The 25,279-nt window shown below is 42.9% G+C and carries 31 protein-coding genes; 20 read left to right on the plus strand and 11 right to left on the minus strand.

Annotated features, from left to right (window positions below):
• Nucleotides 1–85 precede the first annotated feature (85 nt).
• On the plus strand, nt 86–490 hold the full coding sequence (locus tag B1K52_RS16305; RefSeq protein WP_077310120.1) for a hypothetical protein: 405 nt from the start codon (nt 86–88) through the stop codon (nt 488–490).
• Between the two features lie 64 nt (nt 491–554).
• Here the strand turns inward: B1K52_RS16305 and B1K52_RS16310 are convergent, their stop codons facing one another.
• Nucleotides 555–1,811, minus strand: a complete 1,257-nt coding sequence (locus B1K52_RS16310; protein WP_256855943.1) for a DUF5068 domain-containing protein — start codon at nt 1,809–1,811, stop codon at nt 555–557.
• A 563-nt stretch (nt 1,812–2,374) separates the two neighbouring features.
• Here B1K52_RS16310 and pgaC point away from each other — a divergent pair.
• The 3 genes from pgaC (at nt 2,375) to B1K52_RS16325 (ending at nt 4,899) form a co-directional block, all read left to right on the plus strand.
• Nucleotides 2,375–3,457: a poly-beta-1,6-N-acetyl-D-glucosamine synthase gene (gene pgaC, locus B1K52_RS16315; RefSeq protein WP_256855944.1), complete on the plus strand. Its 1,083-nt coding sequence runs from the start codon at nt 2,375–2,377 to the stop codon at nt 3,455–3,457.
• A gap of 126 nt (nt 3,458–3,583) precedes the next feature.
• A complete protein-coding gene (pgaD, locus tag B1K52_RS16320) occupies nt 3,584–4,033 on the plus strand; it encodes a poly-beta-1,6-N-acetyl-D-glucosamine biosynthesis protein PgaD (RefSeq protein ID WP_077310123.1) in 450 nt (149 codons plus the stop codon).
• Entirely contained in the window at nt 4,030–4,899 is an 870-nt protein-coding gene (locus B1K52_RS16325; RefSeq protein WP_077310125.1) for a polysaccharide deacetylase family protein, read from the plus strand. The genes pgaD and B1K52_RS16325 overlap by 4 nt, the downstream gene beginning before the upstream one ends.
• A gap of 12 nt (nt 4,900–4,911) precedes the next feature.
• On the opposite strand, the gene fosX is transcribed toward B1K52_RS16325, so the two are convergent.
• Both fosX and B1K52_RS16335 read right to left on the minus strand, forming a co-directional pair.
• Entirely contained in the window at nt 4,912–5,316 is a 405-nt protein-coding gene (fosX, locus tag B1K52_RS16330; protein WP_077310635.1) for a FosX/FosE/FosI family fosfomycin resistance hydrolase, read from the minus strand.
• A 1-nt stretch (nt 5,317) separates the two neighbouring features.
• Nucleotides 5,318–5,899, minus strand: coding sequence for an HD domain-containing protein (locus B1K52_RS16335; protein ID WP_373022583.1), 582 nt, complete (start codon nt 5,897–5,899; stop codon nt 5,318–5,320).
• Nucleotides 5,900–6,098: 199 nt separating this feature from the next.
• Between B1K52_RS16335 and B1K52_RS16340 the strand changes: the two genes are divergently transcribed.
• The 8 genes from B1K52_RS16340 to B1K52_RS16375 all read left to right on the plus strand — a co-directional run bounded on the left by B1K52_RS16340 (nt 6,099) and on the right by B1K52_RS16375 (nt 12,182).
• The gene (locus B1K52_RS16340) at nt 6,099–7,034 is read left to right on the plus strand and encodes a metal ABC transporter solute-binding protein, Zn/Mn family (RefSeq protein WP_077310131.1); all 936 of its coding nucleotides are present in this window, start codon (nt 6,099–6,101) and stop codon (nt 7,032–7,034) included.
• A gap of 11 nt (nt 7,035–7,045) precedes the next feature.
• Nucleotides 7,046–7,792, plus strand: coding sequence for a metal ABC transporter ATP-binding protein (locus B1K52_RS16345; protein ID WP_077310133.1), 747 nt, complete (start codon nt 7,046–7,048; stop codon nt 7,790–7,792).
• Between the two features lie 4 nt (nt 7,793–7,796).
• Nucleotides 7,797–8,705, plus strand: coding sequence for a metal ABC transporter permease (locus B1K52_RS16350; protein ID WP_143588906.1), 909 nt, complete (start codon nt 7,797–7,799; stop codon nt 8,703–8,705).
• Nucleotides 8,702–9,568 carry a metal ABC transporter permease gene (locus tag B1K52_RS16355; RefSeq protein ID WP_077310136.1) on the plus strand — a complete coding sequence of 289 codons (867 nt, stop codon included), beginning with the start codon at nt 8,702–8,704 and terminating at the stop codon, nt 9,566–9,568. Before B1K52_RS16350 ends, B1K52_RS16355 begins: the two co-directional genes overlap by 4 nt.
• A 93-nt stretch (nt 9,569–9,661) precedes the next feature.
• Nucleotides 9,662–10,387, plus strand: a complete 726-nt coding sequence (locus tag B1K52_RS16360) for an alpha/beta hydrolase (RefSeq protein ID WP_077310139.1) — start codon at nt 9,662–9,664, stop codon at nt 10,385–10,387.
• A 96-nt stretch (nt 10,388–10,483) separates the two neighbouring features.
• On the plus strand, nt 10,484–10,996 hold the full coding sequence (locus B1K52_RS16365) for a 2'-5' RNA ligase family protein (protein WP_077310143.1): 513 nt from the start codon (nt 10,484–10,486) through the stop codon (nt 10,994–10,996).
• 3 nt (nt 10,997–10,999) lie between these two features.
• Nucleotides 11,000–11,422 (plus strand): GNAT family N-acetyltransferase, encoded by a 423-nt coding sequence (locus B1K52_RS16370; protein WP_077310146.1) that lies wholly within the window; start codon nt 11,000–11,002, stop codon nt 11,420–11,422.
• A 79-nt stretch (nt 11,423–11,501) separates the two neighbouring features.
• Nucleotides 11,502–12,182: a DUF421 domain-containing protein gene (locus B1K52_RS16375; protein ID WP_256855945.1), complete on the plus strand. Its 681-nt coding sequence runs from the start codon at nt 11,502–11,504 to the stop codon at nt 12,180–12,182.
• 4 nt (nt 12,183–12,186) lie between these two features.
• Here the strand turns inward: B1K52_RS16375 and B1K52_RS16380 are convergent, their stop codons facing one another.
• Both B1K52_RS16380 and B1K52_RS16385 read right to left on the minus strand, forming a co-directional pair.
• Nucleotides 12,187–12,462, minus strand: coding sequence for a hypothetical protein (locus B1K52_RS16380; protein WP_077310149.1), 276 nt, complete (start codon nt 12,460–12,462; stop codon nt 12,187–12,189).
• A gap of 90 nt (nt 12,463–12,552) precedes the next feature.
• Nucleotides 12,553–12,810 (minus strand): hypothetical protein, encoded by a 258-nt coding sequence (locus B1K52_RS16385; RefSeq protein WP_077310152.1) that lies wholly within the window; start codon nt 12,808–12,810, stop codon nt 12,553–12,555.
• 223 nt (nt 12,811–13,033) lie between these two features.
• Here B1K52_RS16385 and B1K52_RS16390 point away from each other — a divergent pair, with 223 nt between their 5' ends.
• Entirely contained in the window at nt 13,034–13,525 is a 492-nt protein-coding gene (locus tag B1K52_RS16390) for a CotY/CotZ family spore coat protein (RefSeq protein ID WP_077310155.1), read from the plus strand.
• Between the two features lie 43 nt (nt 13,526–13,568).
• Here B1K52_RS16390 and B1K52_RS16395 read toward each other — a convergent pair whose 3' ends face one another.
• The 3 genes from B1K52_RS16395 to mgtE form a co-directional block, all read right to left on the minus strand.
• Nucleotides 13,569–14,027 carry a CotO family spore coat protein gene (locus B1K52_RS16395; protein WP_077310158.1) on the minus strand — a complete coding sequence of 153 codons (459 nt, stop codon included), beginning with the start codon at nt 14,025–14,027 and terminating at the stop codon, nt 13,569–13,571.
• A gap of 103 nt (nt 14,028–14,130) precedes the next feature.
• Nucleotides 14,131–15,966 carry a monovalent cation:proton antiporter family protein gene (locus B1K52_RS16400; protein WP_077310161.1) on the minus strand — a complete coding sequence of 612 codons (1,836 nt, stop codon included), beginning with the start codon at nt 15,964–15,966 and terminating at the stop codon, nt 14,131–14,133.
• Between the two features lie 21 nt (nt 15,967–15,987).
• Nucleotides 15,988–17,355, minus strand: coding sequence for a magnesium transporter (gene mgtE / locus B1K52_RS16405; RefSeq protein WP_077310164.1), 1,368 nt, complete (start codon nt 17,353–17,355; stop codon nt 15,988–15,990).
• A 229-nt stretch (nt 17,356–17,584) separates the two neighbouring features.
• Here mgtE and B1K52_RS16410 point away from each other — a divergent pair, with 229 nt between their 5' ends.
• Complete coding sequence (locus B1K52_RS16410; protein ID WP_077310167.1) at nt 17,585–18,763, plus strand: FtsW/RodA/SpoVE family cell cycle protein; 1,179 nt, start codon at nt 17,585–17,587, stop codon at nt 18,761–18,763.
• A gap of 62 nt (nt 18,764–18,825) precedes the next feature.
• Nucleotides 18,826–19,563, plus strand: coding sequence for a bis(5'-nucleosyl)-tetraphosphatase PrpE (gene prpE / locus B1K52_RS16415; RefSeq protein WP_077310170.1), 738 nt, complete (start codon nt 18,826–18,828; stop codon nt 19,561–19,563).
• On the opposite strand, the gene B1K52_RS16420 is transcribed toward prpE, so the two are convergent.
• The 3 genes from B1K52_RS16420 to B1K52_RS16430 are packed head-to-tail and all read right to left on the minus strand — an operon-like array spanning nt 19,552 to nt 21,862.
• Nucleotides 19,552–20,415 carry an RluA family pseudouridine synthase gene (locus B1K52_RS16420; protein WP_077310174.1) on the minus strand — a complete coding sequence of 288 codons (864 nt, stop codon included), beginning with the start codon at nt 20,413–20,415 and terminating at the stop codon, nt 19,552–19,554. The two genes, prpE and B1K52_RS16420, sit on opposite strands and share 12 nt — an antisense overlap.
• Before the next feature lie 5 nt (nt 20,416–20,420).
• Complete coding sequence (locus B1K52_RS16425) at nt 20,421–21,218, minus strand: NAD kinase (RefSeq protein ID WP_077310178.1); 798 nt, start codon at nt 21,216–21,218, stop codon at nt 20,421–20,423.
• Between the two features lie 14 nt (nt 21,219–21,232).
• Complete coding sequence (locus tag B1K52_RS16430) at nt 21,233–21,862, minus strand: GTP diphosphokinase (RefSeq protein WP_077310181.1); 630 nt, start codon at nt 21,860–21,862, stop codon at nt 21,233–21,235.
• A 132-nt stretch (nt 21,863–21,994) separates the two neighbouring features.
• Here B1K52_RS16430 and B1K52_RS16435 point away from each other — a divergent pair, with 132 nt between their 5' ends.
• The 5 genes from B1K52_RS16435 (at nt 21,995) to B1K52_RS18130 (ending at nt 25,267) form a co-directional block, all read left to right on the plus strand.
• On the plus strand, nt 21,995–22,573 hold the full coding sequence (locus B1K52_RS16435; protein ID WP_077310184.1) for a CYTH domain-containing protein: 579 nt from the start codon (nt 21,995–21,997) through the stop codon (nt 22,571–22,573).
• A gap of 99 nt (nt 22,574–22,672) precedes the next feature.
• On the plus strand, nt 22,673–23,074 hold the full coding sequence (locus tag B1K52_RS16440; protein ID WP_077310186.1) for a globin domain-containing protein: 402 nt from the start codon (nt 22,673–22,675) through the stop codon (nt 23,072–23,074).
• Nucleotides 23,071–23,949: a ClpXP adapter SpxH family protein gene (locus tag B1K52_RS16445; RefSeq protein WP_077310189.1), complete on the plus strand. Its 879-nt coding sequence runs from the start codon at nt 23,071–23,073 to the stop codon at nt 23,947–23,949. The genes B1K52_RS16440 and B1K52_RS16445 overlap by 4 nt, the downstream gene beginning before the upstream one ends.
• Before the next feature lie 102 nt (nt 23,950–24,051).
• On the plus strand, nt 24,052–24,849 hold the full coding sequence (locus tag B1K52_RS16450) for an alpha/beta fold hydrolase (RefSeq protein WP_179106586.1): 798 nt from the start codon (nt 24,052–24,054) through the stop codon (nt 24,847–24,849).
• A gap of 232 nt (nt 24,850–25,081) precedes the next feature.
• Nucleotides 25,082–25,267, plus strand: coding sequence for a hypothetical protein (locus B1K52_RS18130; RefSeq protein ID WP_077310195.1), 186 nt, complete (start codon nt 25,082–25,084; stop codon nt 25,265–25,267).
• Nucleotides 25,268–25,279: the final 12 nt, after the last annotated feature.

Raw genomic sequence — 25,279 nt, forward strand, 5'->3', positions numbered from 1 at the left:
TGATAAATAACAAACAAAATGTATTATAATACTTTTGTACTTTATAACCAGAGTGGAGCAGATTATTATAGCTAAAAAGACGAAAATGCTGCTGGTCATATCATTAATTGCAGTACTTATTCTCATCGTGATCTTGATTATTATGCCTCGAATGTATGTAAGTCACGATAAAACATTAGATGCAAGTCTTAATGAACAGCTGCAAACAGCGAGTTCTGACACTTTTGATTTTGGAGATCATATTGATTATGAATGGAAAGAAATTATTATCTTCCCTCCCTACAAGGATGAAACATATATGAAGGAAAAGCTTGGTATGCGATTCCACGATCCAGTAGATATGTCGTTAAGAGATGATATAGAACTCGTTGTCGTGATTAAGGATAATGGAACATTTGCATACGCCACCAATCAATACAGGAACTTGCAGCAACAAGAATCCAATATAACACCTGAAAACGACGTAATTGGTATTTCTAAACCTTATTAATCTTACATACTTCATCAAAAACAAAACCGATCAGCAGCTGCCGATCGGTTTCTTGTTTCTCGGTTTACTTAAGCTTAAATTCAGCTTTCTTCCCTTTTGAAACATCTTTCGCATTATCGTCATACAACGGTCCAAGCTCGATATTGAATGCTTTGTCTTTCCAAATCTTATCGTATTGCTCTTTATCAAGCACGTATACCTGGAACAGTTCGCCAGTTCCTCCTGCTGAAGCAATCTCGCCGTAATCATGAGGAGACAGCATTCCTTCGTTCATTTGATATTGAGCGCCATCATTTACGTACAGGTTGGATCGTAAATTATCCAATGCAATGTTTGCAGAACCTTTGTTATCTACATTGAATTTTACCGTTAGCAGCGCAATTCCATTTTTAAAATTCTCGAATCGAGGCGCTTCTATTTCATTCGGTTTAAATTCAGTGAATTGGTAACCGTCTAACGTGATGGTTGCATCACCAAGCTCTTTGCTTTCTCCAATACCTTCTTTTTGTTCAATCATTTTCTTGTCGCCCATGTTTTCTATAGACACTGCATCTTGATAAAATTCCTTGTTACTTTCCGTTTCTTTTGCTCCTGCTTCATCAAAGTTAATCGTAAACTTACCTTCTTTTCCGATTGGATTTCCAAAATCAGCTGCTTTTGCTTGTGCAGCCGGAACTTCAATTAACGCAGAACCTTCACCCATTACTGTTTCCAACTCAGCTGTTCCAAATGGATACGCCACAAATCCCGTTATAGATTCACCAGCTTTAAGCGAATATTTAGTATCTGGAGGTAATTTTTCAAACAACTGTTGGTCTTCCGGAAGAAGTTCTTTGTAATCATTATTGTAGACAAGTCCGCTCGAGTACGTTAAGTCAAATCTAGGCATGTAAAATACTTCTTTGTCCGAATCATTCTCCACCGTGTATTTGGCAAGAATGACAGCACCACTTGTCTCGTCATCGAACGGAATACTGAAATCTGTATGGAAATCCTTGATTCCCACAAGTGAATAAGCATCAAGAGAGACAGCTACGCCTTCCATTTCGTGTGTTTGAGGTTCCGTATGTTCATAAAAGACTTTGGTTTCTTCCGCATCAGTTGTCGTTTTCATATAATCAATTAGTTCAGGGAAAGTTGCAGCTTTAGAATCAGCTGTTGTTTCTTCATTTGTTTTATCTTCATTGTTTTCACTCGCTGTTGTTTCTTCAGCGGAACTTTCCTCTTCGTCTGCGCTGGCTTCCTTACTATCAGACCCACAGCCTCCAATTACAAATACTGCAAGCAGTGCTCCAAGAAGAAGCATCCATTTTTTATTCATTTGTTCATCCTCCAATCAAAACTAATCACATGGTAACACGTTCAAAATATTTACAATACCAGTAATAAGTAGCAAAAAAAAGGAGCCTTTTCTGAAGTGAAGAAAGTTATAGTATAAATTACACTCCACTTCAAAGACTTGTGTGCTGCCAATATGTCCAGCTGGAAAGCAGCACGAAAAGAGACGTAGAAAAAGGATTTACAACATTTAAACTAGCTTCATCATTTGATTACTACTCTACATATTTCCCTCTAACTTATAGATAAATAAGGTATAAGTTCTATAAATTAACATATTAAAAGGATGTTTTTACTACAGGACTGTATTCCCTTTAATTCTGAAATAGCATATAAAATGGCTTGTAGTCTAAGAAAAGTTTTGTCTTGCTATAGCGTTACGAGCCTTGTTATCTAATTTGCCTACTAGAGCAATCACACTCAATTAAAAAAGCCTAGATATTTTACTTATTTTTACAAAAATCAACAAAATACTTCGTGCTTTTTGTCTTTCATTCTATTATAATTTGATAACGCAGTTGCGAAATAATGAAGGTGGGCACGAATTTGTTCAATAACCTTTTTGTACCAGGGCTGAACGGTATCGCTAGTTTTGTCTTTTGGTACCCATTTGTTATGTCTCTGTTTTGGATTGCCGGTACACTTGTTTACATTTGGTTTCGAGACAAAGATCAAAAAATTGATTTTGAAAAGGTCGATTGGCCGCTAATTAGTTTTTTGGTCCCGTGTTATAACGAACAAGCTACCATAGAAGAAACATTGGATAATTTGCTTGGCTTAGATTATCCGCGGAAAGAAATAATTTTAATAAATGATGGCAGCAAAGATAATACAGCCGCCATACTGAAAAGGCTCAGCCAAGAACATCCTAGCATTCGCGTGATTCAGTCATATGAAAATCGCGGTAAAGCGAATGCACTGCATCTTGGTGCGCATGCTGCTCGCGGTGAATACCTGCTTTGCTTGGATTCGGATGCCATTCTTGATAACGATGCCCCCTACTACTTGATTCATCATTTCCTGCATAAAGGAGAACGCTTAGGTGCTGTAACGGGTAATCCACGCATTCGGAACCGTAATACGTTGCTTAGTCGGATGCAGTTGGTGGAGTACTCTTCCATCATCGGAGCTATCAAACGGACACAGCGAATCCTTGGTAAAGTAATGACCGTTTCTGGAGTTGTCGTGGCATTTCGGAAACGCGCTTTACTCGATGTTGGGTTATGGGATCGGGATATGATTACAGAGGATATCGCGGTAAGCTGGAAATTGCAGCAGCGCTTCTGGGATATTCGTTATGAGCCGCGGGCGCTTTGCTGGATGCTCGTGCCAGAGAGCATAAGCGGCATCTGGAAGCAGCGTGTCCGTTGGGCACAAGGCGGCCAGGAAGTCATGCTCCGCCACTGGCGTGTGCTTTTCCGCTGGAACCAGCGCCGTATATGGATTGTGTATTTAGAGCAATGGATCAGCACCTTTTGGGCGTTTGCTTGGCTGTTCGTTACCGTATCACTTCTGATTACTGCGGATACTTTCCAAGAAATGCTCATTTGGCTGACGTTTACTTCTTTTGCACTTATTTATGAGTTTGATTCAGCTGTTTATTTCCTTACAGATAGATTCAAAGTATGACAAAGTAAGAAGGTTCTATTTATGGGCCTCTTGGTATCCAGCTATCTATTGGATTGTCAATACTGGCGTTGTCATCAGCGCGCTTCCTCGTGCTATTGCATCACGCTATAAAAGAGGCTATGCGACTTGGAAAAGCCCAGACCGCGGGATCGGGAGGAAGAAGTAATTATTCTCGAAAAACAGCCGCTGCCGCGTTTTATCATCAGCCTGATTTTCACTTTATTAATATGGATTTACAGTGTGTTTGTAGTGTGGTTCTTTGCTTCTGCCTTATTTAATACAAATGACAGATATAGCGGCGTATTAAAAATTGTATTTAAGACTTCAAATGCAGAGGTGCGAACCTTTATGCTGATTGGCATATGTATTTTCTTAGTTTTTCTTCTCTATTTTCTTTTCTGGCGGACGTATAACAAGAAACGCTTTGGCAGTAAGTCCCGACGCAAACAGCCAATGCCCGTCACGGTAGATGATTTGGAGAAGCTGGAGCTCATGCCGCTGGAAACGATTAAGAAACTGCAGGCAAGTAACTACATTGAGTTCCATAAAAATCCGGTGCGGGATCTGGAAAAATGAAAAAAGTCTTGCTAATCCTTGCCTCTGTATGTGTTGTCGGATTAATCACCTTTCGTGCCATCCACTTATATGAAGCTAACGAGGCAGAAGAGACGACCATTAATCATGCTTTAAACAAGGGTGGCTGTCTTGGATTGAAATACCACCGAGTGCGGCGGCCGACTATCTTTAATAAGACAGTCTCTCTTGTCACACGATCTGATGAATTAACACGCTATAGTGTTTATACAGATGATTTTGAAGAACAGCTGCAGAAGCTGAAGGCGTTGGATGCCACATTTGTTACACCAGAAGAACTGCGCAATTATCAGCGTGACGGGGAATTTCCTGAACGCTGTGTGTGGATCAGCTTTGATGATATTGATCGCACTGTGTATGAAAATGCTTTTCCGATACTGGAGCAAGAGAACGTACCATTTACGCTATATGTTATTGCCGGACATGTGGGCGACAATGACTTCCAGAACTTGCAAATGGCAACTTGGCCGCAGCTGCAGGAAATGGTGGATAGCGGACTGGCTACAATAGGTTCGCATACATACGATATGCATCGACTTGAAGACGATAAACCGCTGTTTTTACATGACAAAGATTTGAAGGCTTTTCGAAAAGACTTAGATAAAAGTATAACCACCATCAAGGACCAGTTGAACGTAACACCAACCACGTTTGCTTATCCATACGGCAATACCAATGATGCGGTCGCACGAGCTGTTAAAGAAGCCTGCTTCAATCAAGCAGATATTCTTGCACCGCAGTCCATCACACCAAACGATTATCCTTATTACTTGAACCGGATTGTTACAAACCCAGATACATTCCATGCTGTTATTTTGCCTTATTTAGAGGCACAGGAACAAGGATGAAGCCACTTTGCTTCATCCGTTTTTGTATGCTTCCAACCGCTCTTGCAGCGTACCCGTGTGCAGTTCGAATAGATTATTGTCGTAATCATAAAAATAGATGGATTCTCCTTCCCCACCTATACGACTTCGAGAAGGTTTCACTTCCAGTCCTGCCTCCTCGATTCTCTTTTTGTATTCTGCCAGACTTGATTGATTAATCTGAAATGCTACATGATGATACGTTCGGTTTACGATCTCTTCTGTTTCCATAACTGCAATCCATTGACCGCCTACTACGTAAAACCTTTCTCGATACAAGGAATGATGTTCTTCCCCGCTATCATACACCTCTTTGGCGTCCAGTATTTCACGGAAGACCTTATCTGTCCGATTCAAATCTTTCACAACAAAAGTGATGTGACTGATACCGCTGATCATCTTACCGGACACGCAATTTCACCTCTGCATCTGTCACAATCGCTTTCCGCAATTCCTCCAATACCGGGTGAAACGCTGTGTGCGGTGCTAACAGATAGACCATTTCCTTCTCAACTTCCAGCCATGTTTCCACGTCGGCTTCATTATGCTGCAGCTGCGCCTCCAGCTTGTCCAATGCATTAGCTACCTTCGCCTCGAATGTTTCTTTCGCTTCAAATTCCATCCAAAGTTCCCGTAAATCGCTGCCTTGCGCTTCCTCCAGCATAGCTTCGATGTTTTCCATTGCTGCATGTTCTGCCAAACGTTTTTGTTCTTTCCTGTCTTCATCATACAGTGTATCAAAAGCTGGTACATCTCTTGCTTCTGCTTCCACTAAGTCATGAATCATGATCATTTTTAGCAGTTTTGCCATATCCATCCGTTCTTCTATATATGGCTCCAGCAAAACAGCCATCAGTCCTACTCGCCATGTATGCTCTGCCACGCTTTCTTGGCGTCCGTTTGACAGCCAGCTGTGACGCATTTCAAATTTGAGTTTTTCGGCAAGTTTTAAAACGTTTAAAATTCCTGTGATTGCATTCATTTCCATCCCTCCAAACTTTTATATTACCATAATTTTCTTTATTGTGTATGTCGAGTTTTGCCTAAAGTAAACTTATTTTCTTTAAGCTTTATTTTTTGGGAATATGCACTTGACTTTCCTGTCCGCATACTATAATTTTGCACTAAGGAAACACATGTGTGACTGTCTAATAATCCGTACGAAAAGAGGAGTGTTTTACGTGAAAAAGCTGCTTTCTTTTGCTGCCCCTTTGTTGATCATTTTCTTACTTGCTGGTTGTGGTGCTTCTGACTCTGGTTCTGACTCCGGATCTGATGGAGAGAAATTGCAGGTAACAACGACGATTGCGCAAATTGCCGATGCTGCTGAACAGATCGGCGGTGACCATGTAGAAGTTAAAAGTTTGATGGGGCCAGGAATTGATCCGCATCTGTACAAAGCAACGCAGCGTGACATGAAAAAACTTCAAGATGCGGATGTCATTCTTTATAACGGTCTGCATTTGGAAGGACAAATGCTGGAAGTTTTCGAAAGTATGCAAGATAAAACGCCGACAGTTGCGATTGGTGACAGCATAGACCCCTCTCTTCTGTTATCAGATGAAACAGATGCCAATTTATCGGATCCGCATATCTGGTTTGATATTGCTATCTGGAAAGATGCAATTAGCAATATTACCGATTCGTTTGTAAAAGAAGATCCTGCTAACACAGCAGACTATGAAGCGAATGAAGCGGATTATCTTGAGAAGCTGGATGAGTTACAGCGTTATGCGAATGAGCAGATGGCGTCTATCCCTGAAGAACAACGCGTTCTCGTGACTGCACACGATGCTTTTAACTACTTTGGTGAAGCGTACGATATGGAAGTAATGGGACTGCAAGGACTTTCTACTGACTCTGAGTATGGTTTGGCTGATATTCAAAAATTAGTAGACACATTGACGGAACGAAATATTGGTGCTGTGTTTGTTGAGTCTAGTATTTCCGAGAAATCAATCAATGCCGTTATGGATGGTGCAAAGGAAGCTGGTCATGACGTGGAAATCGGCGGGGAACTATACTCTGATGCAATGGGTGAAGCAGGTACTGAAGAGGGTACGTATATCGGTATGTATCGCCACAATGTCGATACGATTGCAGAAGCATTGAAATAGGAGGATGACAAATGCATGCGTTAGAAGTGAAAGATTTGCAGGTGGCATACGATAAAAAAGCTGTTTTGGAACATGTAAATTTGACAATTCCTAAAGGCAGCCTAACTGCCATTGTTGGACCGAACGGTGCGGGTAAATCAACCTTAATGAAAGCAATTCTTGGTATGCTGAAACGCTCTTCAGGCCACATTTCTGTACTCGGCAAACCTTACAGCCCAAAAAACCGCAATGTAGGCTATGTACCGCAGCGCGGATCAGTGGACTGGGACTTTCCGACAAATAGTTTGGATGTCATTTTGATGGGTCGCTACGCACATATCGGCTGGTTCAAGCGACCTTCCAAACAAGATGTCACACTAGCGAAAGAAGCTTTGCAAAAGCTTGGTATGGAGGCATATGCAAATAGACAAATCCGTCAGCTTTCCGGCGGACAACAGCAGCGGGTATTCCTGGCGCGAGCACTCGTACAGGATGCAGATGTTTACTTGATGGATGAACCATTTGTCGGAGTGGACGCAAAAACGGAAAACGCAATCATCGATTTGCTGCGGGAACTACAGCAAAAAGGTAAAACAGTCATTGTTGTACATCACGATTTACAAACGGTACCGGAGTATTTTGACCATACGCTCCTCCTAAATAGAACGGTCATCGCCAACGGTCCGACTGAACTCGTTTTCACAAAGGATTTATTGCAAAAAACATACGGCGGTGCGCTGGCTTTCTTCACAGCACCTGATGACCGGATAAGCGGGTGACAAGATGATACAGGATTTAGTCGATAGCCTGCTGTATCAGCCGAATACCCAGTGGGTCGTGTTGAGTACGATGCTGCTCGGCATCGCCAGCGGTGTCCTTGGCTGCTTTGCTTTATTAAAGAAACAAAGTTTAATTGGAGACGCGGTAGCGCATGCCGCACTCCCAGGTATCTGCATTGCTTATTTACTGACAGGTGAAAAACAGCTGCTCGTGCTTCTATTAGGTGCCACAGCTACGGGTCTGCTGGCGACTTACCTGATCCAGCTGATAACGGCTACAACTAGAATCAAGAAAGATGCCGCCATTTGTATGGTATTGAGTGTTTTTTTCGGCACTGGCATTGTCCTTCTTTCACGAATTACACAGCAAGCAGAAGGCAATAAAAGCGGCTTGGATCACTTTATCTTTGGGCAGGCAGCAGCAATGACACGTCATGACGTCTATACAATGGCAGGTGTTGCTGCAGGACTGATTTTCATCTCCTGCCTTCTATTTAAAGAATGGAAATTACTTATTTTTGATACTGATTTCGCTAGGAACAGCGGGTTACCTATCGGTTTACTGGAGACTCTTTTCTCTACACTGCTCGTGATGACTGTCGTTATCGGCATCCAAGCTGTTGGGGTTATTTTGATGGCAGCCCTGCTCATTATCCCTGCTATTAGTGCGCGCTTCTGGACAGATCGACTTGGCTGGATGGTCGTTATCTCCGGCGCTATCGGAGCAGCTTCTGGCGTGGCCGGTGCGTTGATTAGCACCATTCGAACTGGTTTAGCAACTGGCCCGCTCATTGTTGTGACGGCTGCCTCTTTCTTTGCCGTCTCGTTTATCTTTGGCCGCAAAAGAAGCCTTGTCCAAAAACTGACTGCCCATCGCATCCACACAGAACGTGTAAAGGAGGAAAGTGTATGACCTACGAAGGCTGGATTCTGCTTACAGCTTGCTTGGTCGGGATAAGCTGCGGTACTGTGGGGTGCTTCTTGATTATCAGGCGGATGACGATGCTAGCTGATGCCATCAGCCATAGTGTACTGCTTGGTATTGTTCTCACCTTTCTTATAGCAAACAGTTTGGATGGCATGTATATGCTGATTGGCGCAGCCGTTATCGGTTTCGTTACCACGTTCGCCATACAATCGCTTCATCAGGCAGGTGTGCAGGAAGACGCGAGTATCGGTATTGTTTTTACGACCTTCTTTGCCATCGGTGTTATCTTACTCTCGTTATTCGCAAAAGATGTTCACTTGGATGTGGAGCATGCACTCATGGGAGAAATCGCCTTTCTTCCGTTAAATACACACACGCTTTTCGGTTTCGAAATTCCGAAAGCAACTAGCATGCTACTCGCAATTACTGCATTTACCTTAGTGGTTATCCTGCTATTTTATAAGGAACTAAAAATAACGTCGTTCGATGCAGCGCTTGCTTTGACACTCGGCCTTCCCGTTACGTTGATCCATTACCTGCTCATGGGGCTTGTCAGCATCACAGCTGTCGGTTCATTTGATGCAGTTGGCGCTATTCTGGTCGTCAGTATGCTTGTCGTGCCCGGTGTATGTGCCTACCTGCTCACGGATCGATTGTCGCTCATGCTGCTCTACAGCTGTATATTCGGGATTGCCAGTGCCGTGTTTGGCTATTATGGCGCTGCGTGGCTCGATGTTTCCATCTCTGGGGCCATGAGTACCGCAGGCGGCATCTTATTCCTATTCACATGGATTTTCTCCCCGCGATATGGCTTGCTGCAACGACTTACTTCAGCAGTCTCAACTTAAGCAAATGGCGCCTGCCATTTGCTTTTTTCATTCGTCTTGTTATCATTCATGGTAAAATGACAGCATAACCCTTCACAAAGCGAGGTTTAACAGATGAAACGTAACGGAAAAATGGAAAGCGTCGTCCTAGACAGTATATTTTTGGACGAAAGCTTGGAAGTACGCTGGTACAAACCCGAAACATTTTCTCCCTTGTATAAGCATCAGCTATGCATTATGCAGGATGGCAATGATTACTTTCAAATGGGCCGAATTGCAACATTAAGTGATCAGCTTCATAGCGAAGAAAAAATCCAAAACACTGTATTCGCTGGCATTCATTATCGTGACCGCTACGACCGGATAGATAAGTACTATCCGACTGGCAAGAAACATGAGGCATATCTGCAGTTCCTGCTGCACGAGGTGCTGCCGCTGCTTGAGGATGATCTGCCGACATTACATATGGGTGCAACAAGAACCCTAATGGGTGATTCCTTGGCCGGCACATTTGCGCTTCTTGCTGCTGTACGGTTTCCTCATACCTTTGGCAGCGTGGTGATGCAGTCCCCTCTCGTCGATGAAACAGTTATGCAGGAAGTAAAAGATGCCAAACAGCTAGATAGTCTTTCTATTTATCATACAATTGGAACGAAAGAGACTGCAGTTCCGACTTCTTTTAAGAAAGAAATGGACTTTGTAGAACCAAATCGCAGTTTGCAAGCATATTTTCAGTCCAAAGCTGTCGATTATACGTATCGGGAACTAGAGGATGCTGAACATACATGGAAGTATTGGCAGCGTGATATGAAACAAGTGCTGCTTGATGTCTTCGGCTGAATCGAACATCGCATACAGCACGCCGGAACTTTGGTATAATAAGAGACAGAAGCAAATGATACGCAAATTATTCATTCTTATTTGGAGGTATGTAAGATGAACTACACGGTAGCAATATTCCCATCCGAGCAAGTGCAGCAAGAAGCCAATTCGTACCGAAAAAGATTTGATGCAGCTTATGCACTTATTAAACCTCATGTAAAGGTGAGGCAGCCCTTTGCGCTAAACGAGAATGATTTGATTGATGCTGTTAGTGAACTAAAGCGAATTGCACGTGAAACAGCCCCCTTCTCCTATACAATCGAGAAGGTGAGCACATTCGCTCCAGCTCACAATACACTTTACTTTAAAGTGTCTCCAACAGAAGAGCTGACGAACTTACATGAGCGTTTGTATCATGGCTTCTTCGATGGAGAAAAAAAATATAATTTTGTTCCGCATATTACCATCGCTCAAGAACTTTCTAACGGAGAGTACGCCGACTTACACGGAACGCTTAAGCTGAAAACCTTCCAATTCCATGAAGAAGTGACCCAGTTCCATCTATTAGAACAGCAAACGGATAGCAAGTGGACGGTAAAAGAATCATTTACATTAGGTGAGGAATAAATAATGAAGATAACAGTAGCAGAAAATAGTTTACAACAGCAAGATGCCTTCCAAGTAAGAACGCTCGTCTTCGTAGAAGAGCAGCAAGTACCCGCCGAACTCGAGATTGATGAATTAGAAAACGATAGCATTCATTTCGTCGGTTATGAAGAAGATGTGCCGGGGGCAGCTGCCCGAATGCGCTATGTCGATGATTATGCTAAATTGGAACGCATCTGTATTCTCAAGGATTTTCGGGGCAAGCATTACGGTAATGACCTTGTCTGGGCAATGGAAGAAGAAGCGAAAAAACGCGGCATGAAAAAAGCAAAGCTAAACGCCCAAACAAGAGCCATCCCCTTTTATGAACGACTTGGCTACACTGTCGTTTCTGACGAATTCATGGACGCGGGAATCCCGCATAAAACGATGACGAAACAATTGTGAGACTTCCATATCGGGAGTCTCTTTTTTGTATACGCTTGTGTCCTTTGGGAAAACTTTCTTTGAAGGGATGTGAAGAAACGTGGGTACCTACGCAGAGATAATAGTAGAAGTTATTTTCGGATTCATTGGTCTGTTTCTTTTAACGAAAGTACTTGGAAAAACACAAATGAACCAGATTACAGCTTTCGATTTTATCGCCGCTATTGCTGCAGGAGAATTGTTCGGGAATGCTATATTCGATCCCGAAGCAGGATTAACGCATATAGCCGTTGCCATTATCACTTGGGGTTTGTTGATGATTGTCATTGAAAAAATCACCCAGCGCTTTAAGCGAACAAGAGGATTTTTTGAAGGAAAGCCGTCTGTTATCATCTCCCAAGGTGAAATACGCTATGAAGATATGAAAGCCAATAAAATGGACTTTAACCAGCTGATGCATCAGCTTCGAACAAATAATGTATTTTCAATTGCAGAAGTGGATTATGCCATTATTGAAGCAAACGGCACCTTGAGTATCCTAAAGAAAAGCGCCTACCAAACACCAACCCGGAATGATTTAAAGCTTCCGGAACAAGCTAACCCGCTTCCTGTCTCCTATATTCTAGATGGAGAAATTATTAAAGATAATGTGATCAACAGCGGACAAACCTTGGAATGGCTGCACCAAGAAATTAAAAAACAAGGCTTTGAGAAAGTGGCAGATGTGGCGTACGCGGAATGGACATCTACAGATGGTTTATTGACAAGAGCCTACAACTAATAACCTAATATTGTGTGTCAATATAACGTCCTTTGCCAGTCAGCATGCTGAATGACTCGCTGTCAAAGGGTGTTTCTTTCGCGTTTTTTTTATTATTAGCGTTAGACAAAGTTGCTTGATAAACCAGGCGGTCCTGGACCCGCTGCTCAAATGTGTCACGTGCTTGATCTGGTGTAACCGGATTGACACTTTCAATTGTATAGCGATTTCTCCGTATTCCTATCACTCTGTTTTGGTAATCCATATACTGATATCCCGGTACTGGCACTCCCCAAGTCATGGGCATCTCCTCCTCCTTTACTTCTATTCTTCTATTCCCCCGTTTTTCCCTTGTTTAACATAAAAAAAGCAGCCACGGCTGCTCTCTCACTTAGAACCAGAAATTCCGGCGTCTTTTATCTGTATCTTTATGTTCGTTGTCTTCCTTCTTATCTTCACGATCATTCTTCTCATCATGATGATTTTCTCTCTCTTCGTCTCTTTTACGATGCGGACCAAAGAAGGGATCATGCTGACGCTTTTTATGATGATCGCGCTCTTCTTCTTTCACATCATCTGTATCGAGTATAACTTTATCCGCTTTGATAACTAAGTTTTTTACATGAATTACTTTTTTCTCTTCCGACATACGTTTCACTCCTTTTCCCAAACTCAATTCTGGAATAGTCTATGTTAGCAGCGAAAAGGTGGTGTGCATAGTATGCCTATTATAGAGAAGGACTTAGCGATTCCTTCATTACCTAATAACTTATTTAGCAATCGTGGCAAACGCCCACACATAACACCGGGCATCCCATATCTTATTAAGGACGATACGTCATTACTTTATCTTTTTGAGAGGGGTTAACATCATGAGCTGTGGATGTGAAAAAGGCACAGGCTGCGTAATCGATATCCTAAAAGAAATCGCTAATGCACAAAAGGATATCTACACAGAATGCTGTGCAACAAGTGCGGAACAATCCATCAACGATCTTCTAGGCAACTGGGGAGGATCCACTGGTTTTGATACAGTACCATTTATTCTTTACAACCAGGACGGCACTCCATTTAGAGGTCTTGGAGTCGTACCAGGATCTGTACCAGGAGCACTTGGACCGCTTGTTGCGAGCTTCTACTTCCGTGTGAAGACAGTATACGAGGACGGATGTGCGGTATTGGAATTGCTGCGTGATCCGGCAGATCTAAACCTAACACCAGATACAATTGATGTCCAGGCGGTTGCGAACTTGACTGCAACTGGCGTTTGCTTCACTGTCGACTTGCACTGCTTCTGCCATATTTCAACGCTTCCAGCAATCTCTGCTTTCAACGGAAATACTGGAACAACACCATCTATCTAAAGAGAAAAAGTTCAATCTTGAAATTCAAGATTGAACTTTTTTCTTAAAATCCAAGCAGCTTGATATCCTTGATGGCTGCTAACTTAATTTCTCGTTTAAATGGACGGCGTACCGATTTCACCTGAATAACATCTTCATCTATCCCCAAAATAATTCCAATAATGCTAGTTTCCTCGGTTACAATTTCACATTTCATCCGCGGAATTTGAGAAGGAAGATTCAAGCAGTAATCAATCCTCTCAATTAGCGTCAGGTCTTTGAAATTCCCCTTCTTTTTCTGTTTTGGAACTTCTATTTCCGCTGACTTTTCTTCTTCTTCCAAACGCACAGCTTCTTCCGTTATTTCCTTTAGTAGTTCTTCTGGTATCTCTTCTGCTACCTCTTCTTTCCTCTTTTCTTTCGTTGTTCGGTAAGCTTGCTGCATGGCTGCTTTCGGCAAATCCAGTTTTGGCTGGGAGATAAATAACAGCGGCTGCTCGCGTCGTACTTTCCCTTTAGACATGCATTGTCCTCCTCTACATTAGGATTCCTACCTAGTGTATGCATTTCCTTACAAGTCGGTGCCCAGATAATTGCATAAAAAAAAGACTGTCCGCAGACAGCCTTTATTCTAATACCTCTCGTAAATCGCCTACATATTCACCAGAACCTGTAACGATAAGCATGTCATCCAATCGGAGCACGGTATCGCCATGCGGAACGATGGAATCCTTTCCACGGAAGATACGGACAATAATCAAATCCCCATGAAACGGAAACTGCCGCAGAGACACGCCATCATAGGCAGGATTCTGCACGGAAACTTGATAAAGCGCATTATCCTGGTTGGTCATAATATTGACAACACTAGGCGCCTCAATCAGCGCTTTAAATAATGCATTCGTTGACAGCAGCACAGAAAATACCTCTACATCTTTTTCCTTCAATGCATCGCTTATCGTTGGCTGTTCAATACGAGCAATAACTCGTTCGACTCCAAGTTCTTTGGCATGAAGCGCGAGTTCTTTATTTCTCTCTTCATCCCCAGATGAAACAACCAGGATATCGACATCGAACACCCCGAGAGCTTCCAGTTTTACAGGATCGTAGTCTTCCAGTTCTCGGATGTCAAAGCGTGATTGTGCCAGGCTCTCATCAAGTTTGTCTTGTTTTGTGTGGTACAAATGCGTCCGATAATACCGCTCATCTAAATTGCGCACAGAAGGCATCGTCAGCTGATTCGCACCAATAAATCCAACATCATACTTCTTCTCTGTTTCCACATAACGCACATAAAATCGCTTGAAGAACCATGGTGTAACAATACAGCTGATAACAGCTACCAAGATGAGTGCTCCTTCCATCTTGCTGTCAATAACGCCAATCCGCTCACCGATTGCAGCGGCAGCAATAACCAACGATAACGTAGACGTCAGAATGGTACCTGCACTAATGACAGAGCGCCAATCATACCATCGTCGTAAATATAGCACTGGCACGATTTTTGACACGAGCAGCGCAACTAGAAGCAGCGGAATGAGCATTAATATTTGTGGATCTGTAAGCAAGGAGCGTAAGTCCATCTCTACTCCGATCATTACGAAGAAGATTGGAATCAAGAAGCCATACCCAAAACTGTCCAGCTGATGGACAAGTTCCTGATTTGGCGACAGCAAGGAAACGAGTGTCCCAGCTAAGAAAGCACCTAAAATGTTTTCAGCACCTACGGATTCGGATACGGCTACAAGAACGATAATTAATGTAAAGACAGCTCTTGTCCCAATCTGGACAGTTCCCTTTGATAATGTTTCAACAAAGGATCGCTTTTGGAATATCTTCCCGACAAAGTAAAGCAGAATACCAACACCAAACAGAATGAGCAATAGCCACATGCTGCCGCCTTCATGTCCATAAATGGAGGCAAATACAGCGAGCAGGATCATTGTGGACAAATCTGCAATGACTGCGATCATCAAGATTGTCTGTCCAAAAGTCGACTTCATCATTTGTGCTTCTTTCAATGTTGGAACGACAACACCTAATGAAATCGTTGAAATGATTAATGTCATTAAGAAAACATTATCGATAAAGCCTGCCAGAACAAAGGCATAAGATAACCCGACAGATAAAATAAGAATACCTGCAAACACAATAACCGATATAATAAACGGAGATTGTGTTGGCTGACCTTCCTTCTTCCTTTTCTTCTTATTCGCAAAGATGGAAAAGTCAATTTCCAACCCGCTTAAAAACATTAAAAAGATAAAACCAAGTGTAGATAAAGTTTCCAGCCACGTGCTCTGATTCACTAAATCAAAACCACTTTGGCCGATAATAATACCAACGATAATCTCTGCAACAACGACCGGGAGCGCACGGAGCTTCAGACGATTCATTAAAATCGGTGTGAGGAATGCTGCTAGAATAACTACTACTAGGGAAAGAATGGATTCATGCTCCATGCTGGACCCTCCTTTTTTCTTCTATTGTGTAATAAATCCCATAAAGGCTGTTGCCAGCCCAAAATAAATCAAGATGGATATAATGTCATTGATTGTCGTAATAAAGGGACCCGAAGCTATAGCCGGATCTATATTCATTTTGTGCATGAGAAGCGGAATAATGGCTCCTGCTAATGTTGCAATAATCAATGTAGTAAAAATGGATAGTCCTACAAGTAAGCCAAGATAGACATTATTCTGCCAAATCGCAACTACTATGGTAATCACGATACCGCAGCTTAATCCAGTCATCATACCTGTCAGGCCTTCACGCAGCACCATACGCATCTTACCGCGCTTGGCGATATCACCCGTTGCCATACCACGTACTGCGACTGCAAGTGCTTGGGTTCCTGTATTACCTCCCATACCACCAATGAGCGGTATGAAGCTTGCAAGGATAGCAACTTGGCTAAGCGTTGATTCAAAGCGGCTGATCAAGCTAGCCGTGATCATACCAAGAAAAAGAAGTGCAACAAGCCACGGAAGACGTTTTCGTGCAGATACAAAGGCACTATCTTCACCTTTTTCGGTATCACTTACACCGGCTAGTCGGCTGTAATCTTCATCCGCTTCCTCTTCCATAACGTCAAGAATATCATCGACCGTAATAATCCCAAGGATATGATTTTGAAAATCCACAACTGGCAGTGCTAGGAAGTCATAATCACGCATCATTTGCGCAGCGTGTTCTTGGTCATCTCCGACAGCTACACTGACAATCCGGTCACTCATCACTTCCGATATAAGCCAATCTTTTTCTGCAATAATTAAGTTACGCAATGAAATAACACCGACTAGTTTTTTGTCGATATCGACGACGTACGTATAATAAATGGTCTCAGCATCAGGTGCTTCTGCACGCAGATGCAGCATCGCTTCTCTTACTGTATCGGCGGCACTGACACTGACGAATTCCGTCGTCATAATACTTCCCGCCGTTTTATCCTCATAATGAAGAAGATGCTTAATTTCATCCGCAGCTTCTTTTTCCATTATTGTAATGAAGCTAGCAACCTTATTCTTGTCCATTTCCTTCAATATATCAACCGCATCATCGGCCGACATCTCCGCCAGTACCTGGGCCGCATATCGGGAATACATCTCGGTGAAATATTCGTCCGCATTTTCTTGATCAACGTTTTCCATTATCTCGGCTGCTTCTTCAGGGGAAAGATAGGAATAGATCTGTTTACGAACCTCTTCTGGCTGCTCTTCGAAAACGGCAGCTTGATCATATGGGTGCAGTTCTAGGTATTCTGCACGAAATTGATCAATCTGCTGGTTGGCTAGTGCTTCCCTTATTTTATTCTGATATAGTAAGACTTCTTGGTTTTCTAAATGATCCATAAGCCAGCCTCCTCGCTTGCACGAAAAATCAATAGTATGCAACGTGCCGTTATTTGTCAACGGATAAACGCTCGTTTCCTAAAAGGTTTAAAAAACTTTAATAGTGTTCACTTAATTTATCCGTAATTTTGTTGTAAACTGTAACAAGATTATATTCCACTCATTTGCAAAATCTAATCGCTTTTATAGCAGCTAGAGATGCGGAAGGAACGAAAGAAAGGTTTTGTGTATGAATTCTAACAAATTTCGGTTAGATCTAACAATTATATTAGTTTTGATATTACTTGGTATCGTCTCTTCGTTTACGTTACATGAACTGCAGCCGACTTTATCTGGCCTTGCAGCTCAGACACAATATATGCCGAAACAAATTTTATGGTATGTACTTGGCGCCGTTGTCATCACCGTTATGATGCTGCTTGATTACGACCGCCTGCGCCAGCTTGTGTGGATATTTTACGGAATTGGTATTGTCATGCTGCTCATGCTCTTCTTCAAGTTTCCAGCAGCCATTATCAATGAAGCAAACGGCGCGACAAGCTGGTTTATCCTGCCTGGTCTCGGCTCGATGCAGCCGGCTGAATTTGTTAAAGTATTCGTCGTTATCGCTCTGGCTCACGTGATTATGTCCCATAATGAGAAAAATACGGTGCGCACGAACAAAACTGATTTAATTCTGCTAGGCAAATTGTTAGCTGTCGCATTGCCCCCAATGGGATTAATTGCTTCGCAGCCTGACCTTGGTGGTTTCCTGGTACTATGTGCTATTCTCAGCGCTACCATTCTCGTGTCTGGTATCAGCTGGCGGCTTCTGCTGATGATTCTCGGTGTGGTGGTAGGTATTGCAACGATTGTAGGTTTGCTGGCGTTTATTTTCCCGAATCAGGTCGGATCTTTCTTGCAAGAAACAATCTTCAAGCATGTCGAAAGCCGTTTTCTCGGCTGGCTATATCCAGAGAAATACCCTGATTCCAGTTATCAGTATCGGTTAGGTTTGATGGCAATCGGCTCCGGCATTCTGCTTGGAAAGGGAACGTCTAATTTCCAGGTATCCATTCCAGAACGCCATACCGATTACATCTTTTCTGCCATAGCCGAGCAATATGGATTCATTGGTTCGGCAATTGTCCTTTTCTTGTTCTTCATTCTTATTTATCGAATGATCCAAGTAGGTTTAGAAAGCAATGAGCCATTCGGCAGTTATTTAGCTGCCGGCTTCATCGGAATGTTTACATATCAAATATTCCAAAACATCGGTATGTCGGTCGGTCTCGTTCCAATCACTGGCCTCCCGCTTCCGTTCCTTAGCTACGGCGGAAGCTCCACGCTCGCTTACATGATTGCGATAGGCATCGTACTCAATATTCACTCACGAACAAGAACGTACATGTTCGAAACACAGAAATAACTAGACGTAAAAAAGGGAAAGCTTTCATCAAAGCTTTCCCTTTTTATATAGGAGTGATTTGAATGAAAATCGATTTTATAGGAGATGTTCATGGCTGCTTGCCGGAACTACTGGATCTATTCCATGAGCTGGGTTATGAAATGAAAGATGGTCTGCCTGTCCATCCCGACAGCCGGCAGCCTTTTTTCATCGGCGATTTAACCGATCGCGGCCCAGATTCTATTGGTGTCATTGAACTAGTCTATCGTCTGACAGAAGCCGGACTGGGCTTTTATGTGCCAGGGAACCATTGTGATAAGTTATACCGCTACTTACTCGGTAATAATGTGCAAGTCAAGCACGGGTTAGAAACAACGGTAGCCGAGTTACAAGCATGTGAACCGAATAAACGCCGTAAACTCTCGAATATGTTCATGCAGCTTTACAAAAAAGCACCTCTGTATAAACAGCTTCCGGAAATAAACGCAATAGCAGCACACGCTGGAATAAAGGAGTCTCTTATTGGAAAAGAGGGGAAAAAGGTAAAAAGCTTCGTCCTGTACGGTGATACGACCGGGGAAATGGATGAGCTCGGCCGTCCTGTCAGACGTGATTGGGCCAAGCATTACCACGGCGATAATTGGATCATATACGGACATACACCTGTCATTGACGCCCGCATCATTCATCATACAATAAATATCGATACTGGCTGTGTTTTCGGCAACAAACTGACTGCCTGCCGCTTCCCGGAACGCACGCTTTATAGTGTTCCATCACAGCAGCCATTCGTTGATGAAAAGTTCCGCTCATTCGATTAAGAAGTCAGCTGGTATTGCTGAGTGGAAAGTGAGCACGCGCTTCGTAAAGGGATGGGTAAAGCGCAGCTGCTGGGAGTGCAATGCTTGTCTCTTCAACAAATCAGTTCGACCGCCATAAAGTGTATCTCCGGCTAATGGATGATCTAGAAAAGCCATATGCACTCGAATTTGATGCGTCCTTCCTGTTGCAAGTTTCATTTCCAGCAATGTATGACAAGCAAACCTTTCTTGTATACGATAATAAGTCAAAGCATCCTGGCCATCTTGTCTAACTTCCCGCTCAATAATGGAACCTTCTTTTCTGCCAATCGGCTGATGAATTGATCCAGCTCCCTGTATGAGCTGCCCTTCTACAAGTGCGGCATAAGACCGATAAATTCTCCCCTGTTTTTGGTCTGCCGCCAAGAGGGTATGCGCATATCGATGCTTGGCAATAAGCATCAGACCAGAAGTATCACGATCCAGTCTTGTCAGAATATGAACAGTATAAGCAAGCCCTTGCTGCTGGTAATGCCATAGCAGACCATTGGCAATTGTTCCATTTGGCTGGTTCATCGAAGGAATGACAGCGACGCCTGGCTGCTTATCAAGGACGATAACATGCTCATCTTCATAGACTATTGTCAGGTCAATCGGCTCTGGCTCCATAAAACCACCCGCTTCCTCATCTGGAAGCTTTATTTCCAAGCAATCGCCCGGTTTTCCTGTATACCAAAGAAGGGCCGGCAGCTGATTGAGTGTTACCAGCTCCGGCTCCTCTTTCAATGTTTTGAATAATCTTCTGGACACGCCTTGTGACTTCAAGAAGTCCTTCAGGCTGACTTCTTCCTGTAAAGTCCAACTTAATTTCATAAGGTCTACCTCTTATCTGCGATGAAGGAGTCATGCACTCGTTTCCAAAACGGGAACGGACGAAAGCGAGCAAAGCGAACGCGCTGCTTGGCTACAGAACAGGTAATAGACTCAATATCGGTATGGTTCTCGGTCATATGATCAATAGCAATGAAGAAACTCTTATCCAAGACAGGACGAAGCGTACATGGATGATGGCTTGGCAGTATAAGCGGCGAACCGATTGTCCGGAATACGCGATTATTAATAGAAGCAAGCTCTGTCACCTGGATGGATGCAAGTGACGGATGGATAATCGCTCCGTTTAGGGCCTTATTGTATGCTGTACTGCCTGATGGTGTGGAAATGACCAGGCCGTCTCCGCGGAATGTCTCAAAGTGCTCGCCCTTAATAGAGAGATCAAGTACAACCGAACCGTCCGGCGTCTTAACGGAGCATTCATTCAATGCTAAATGCTCGTCCACTCTGCCGTCCTTATGGGCAATCGAGATTGCTAAGAGCGGGTACTCTACAATATGGTACGGTTTATTTGCTATTTGAAGCAGCAGCTTCTCAAGTTCCTCTGGGACCCAGTCAGCATAAAATCCTAAATGTCCAGTATGGATACCAATAAAAGCTGTACTGTCCAGCCGGTGGACAAACGTATGGAAATTCTCTAGGAAAGTACCGTCACCCCCAACAGAGATGGCAAGATCAGGCTCCTTTTCATCATAATCGAAATTGAAATGAGCGAGATGGTCGACGATCGTCTCTTTGATACGATCGGACTTCTCATCTCCCCTTGAAAGTACCGTATATTTCATCCCAGCTTACACTCCTATTTATGCTTTTTTATTTGCTGCTGATCACGATAGATCCGTTGTGCTTCTCGTACATCATCCCGGATTTTAGACATTTCCTCATCCAGGCGGAATGCAGCTTCTGCCGCCCGTTTTAATCGCACTTTCAAATCTGCCGGTATTTGGCCATCATATTTATAGTTGAGTGAATGCTCATTCGTGGCCCAAAAGTTCATCGCCAGCGTCCGAATTTGTATCTCTGCCAGCACTTTTTTCTCACCATGAATGGTTTCAACTGGATACTCAATAATCATATGATAAGAACGGTAGCCGCTCTCTTTTTTCTGCACAATATAATCAATCTCATCTACTATAATGAAATCCTTGCGCGCTTTCAGCATACCTACCACCGTATAAATGTCATTCACAAACTGTGTAACGATCCGCAAACCAGCAATATCTTGGATTTCCCGATGAAGCAGATCGACAGTAACTTGCTTTGTAGCTGCCTTCTGTAATATACTGCTTACCGGTTTCACACGACCTGTGATGAATTCAATTGGTGAATGACGTGATTCATATTCGAATTGGGAACGCATCCCTTTCAATTTCACTTTCAGTTCTTCAACCACCTGTGCATATGGTGCCAAAAATACTTCCCAGTTCATGCTTCACATTGCCCCTTTTCTTACCAGCCCCGTCTAGTTGTTCCAGATGCATTATCTCTTCATTCAGTGTATCATAAAAGCAGCTTGGCATAACAATGGAAAACAACAGATGTACGTACAGGGGGTAATAACATGCCGCAAGAATTAGAAATTGAATTTAAAAATCTGCTCACAGAAGCAGAGTTTGAGACATTATATAAGATATTCAAAATGGAAAATGAATCTGTCATTCAACAAGTGAATCATTATTTCGAGACAAAGGATTTTCAACTCAAACAGCATGGTGCGGCCTTGCGAATTCGAGAAAAAAATGGAGAATACCAATCTACGCTAAAACAGCCCTTTGAAGACGGACTGCTGGAAACCCACGATTCCTTGACAGCAGAACAAGCGCATGCTTGGATACAGGGAGAGATCAAATTAGGACCTGAAATCAGTAAGCAGCTGAAAGAGCTTGGCATCTCCACGGAGAAGCTTGCGTACGGAGGTAGTTTGAAAACGACTCGACGCGAAACCGCTTATCATGATACGACGGTTGTACTCGATCGAAGCGAATATGGAGATACAGTTGACTTCGAGTTAGAATTAGAAGCTAACACTTTTGCACATGGACAGTCTGTATTCCAAACTATTCTTGCCGAGTATGATATTACAAAACGTGAGACACCAAACAAGATTCAGCGATTCTATGACTCTCTTGAAAACAGATAAGTTGCTCAACCAGCGCATTGCCTGCTAAAATAAGTAACAGTTGACCCCACAAGCAGGGGCAATTGTTAGGTAATCGCTTTGTATTAGAAAGGAAGAACGATGAATCATTCGGAATCATTGTACGAAAACATCGGCGGACAGGCTGCACTCGAACGGCTTGTGGATGCTTTTTACCGGCGCGTAGCAAAGCACCCACAATTAAAGCCAATCTTCCCAGAGGATTTAAGTGAGACTCGACGCAAACAAAAGCAGTTCCTTACTCAATTTTTCGGCGGACCGCCACTTTATACAGAGGAGCATGGTCATCCAAAATTAAGATACCGGCACCTCCCTTTTGAAATAACAACGACGCGTAAGGATGCTTGGCTTTCTTGTATGGCAGATGCCCTAGAGGAAACTGGCATTGAAGAACCTTATAACAGTATTATTTTTGAACGACTTGCGCTAACCGCACATCATATGATTAACACACCAGACGAAGAGAAAGGAGAATCGATATGATCTGGGAATCTTCCAATTCAAACCAGCAAATCTCTGAGGATGACTGCGGCGGATTTTGCGGATTGTCTTCCTCTTCAAAGAAACCTGTGGAGATTTACGTTTTTATCGATCCGCTTTGCAAAGATTGCTGGTCCCTCGAGCCTTTACTCAAAAAACTGACGATTGAATATGGACAGTATTTCACTTTACGTCCAATTTTAACTGGAGATTATCAGCCACTTGTTCGTGAAAAAAGTGAATGCACGTACCCGAAAACTGTTTTGCAGCCGGATAACTTGCTGCTAAACAATGCTGTGTCCTTCCCATGGCGAACATCCTTGGCAGTAAAAGCAGCTGAGCTGCAAGGAAGGAAAGCTGGCACTCGTTTTCTTCGTACCATTCAAGAAGCACTTTTCTTAAATAAGCAAGATATTACAGCAGATGAGATTTTAATGGATTGTGCAAGGATTTCTAATTTGGATCTGGATGAGTTCCATGACGATATGTATTCTGCATCCGCAAAAAAAGCATTCCAGTGTGACGTTAAACTCGCCAAAGAGTTGGAAATTGATGAATCGCCGTCCATTGTCTTTTTCAATGAATCAGAAGAAGACTCAGGAATTAAGATTTCCGGCATATACAGCTATGACGTATACGTGAATGTTTTGCACCAAATGCTGCAAAAGGATCCGCAGCCGGCGGATAAACCGTCTGTGGAAGAATTCCTATCCAGTTACAAATTTGTTGGCAGCCGAGAGATTTCCTTGATCTTTGATTGGACAGCTGCTCAGACAGAGAAGGAAATGAAAAAGCTGCAACTGAAACAGATGGTAGAACGCATTCCTGTTAAACATGATACTTTTTGGAGATATAATATTACTTCTAAAGCTGAGTAAAGCTTGCTGCACTTATTTCAACAGCCGCACAACATGTGCGGCTGTTTTTCGTTGCATCGAAACGGGTATCGGAACAAAGATTCAGCTGAAGGAGGATATATTATGAAACAATGTTATATAGAATCAGACGGCTTGCAACTTGCTTACCTAGACAATGGTGTAGAATCGGATCATGTTTTAGTTCTGATGCATGGCCTCTTCGCTCGTGCCAGCTTATATATCCCATTTATGGAGCGTACGAAAGATTGGCGGATTGTTGCTCCAGATCTGCGGGGACATGGAAAAAGTGGTCATGCAAAAACACAGGCAGATTACGACCGCGCTTCCTACCTCCATGACCTGGAGGTATTGCTTGATGAAATTGGCGCGGCAAAGCACCTGATACTTCTCGGCCACTCCTTATCCGGCGTTACAGCCTATCAATACGCCGCAGCTCACCCTGACCGCATTGATGGCCTTATCATTGAAGATATGGGCCATCAAGTATCCGGCGAGCTGTCTTATGCAATGAAATTCCAAGAGCCTGCACCAACGCTTACTGCTCTATGTCAGAGCATTGAACAAGCTCAAAATGAAAATCATTACCTTTATTATGCCGAAAGTGCTTATGAAGCAGAAGATGGCTGGCGTCTTTGCTTCGATAACAAAGGCATCAAAGCATCGCAAGATTATTTGAACGGTGACTATACAAAAACATTTCAAAATGTCTCCTGCCCTGCTTTGCTCATGCGTGGTGCCAACTCCCCTATTTTGTCTGAAGATGTCTGGGAGGAAATGAAACAACTGCATCCACATGCAGAAGTTGAACAATTTAAAAAGTGTGGTCACGCTATCCACTTTGAAGACCTGGATAGCTTCACCACCTCTGTTCATCAGTTTCTAAACAAATGGAATATATAAAAAAAGGTCTGCCTAATGGCAGACCTTTTTCATGTATAACTTCTACTGAGGGGATGGGAGAACAATAATCCAAACAAAGGGGACTTGTTTGTGATGTTTCTCACAAATATAATGTACCAAATATGCTTTTGAATAGCAACCTTTATGTGCATTATTTCACAAAAAAGACACAAGCTTGGCTAGTCTAGCTATTTCCCCTTCTGCATACAGTTAAGATAGCGGAGGTGAAGCGATGAAAGGTATTGGCATTCTATTGATAGCCTTAGTTATGTTTGCCCTTTGCTTTAACATTCTTGGATTGTTGCAGCTCGTATCATTAGCGATCACATTGCCTGTATTATTTTTATCCCTATTTGCTCTTTGTTATTTCCTGACAAGAAAACGACAATTTAAAGGAATGAAAAAACCGACGCGTTAGCTAGCGTCGGTT

It is taken from the genome of Terribacillus halophilus (genome assembly GCF_900162685.1).
Taxonomy (GTDB): Bacteria; Bacillota; Bacilli; order Bacillales; family Amphibacillaceae; genus Terribacillus; species Terribacillus halophilus_A.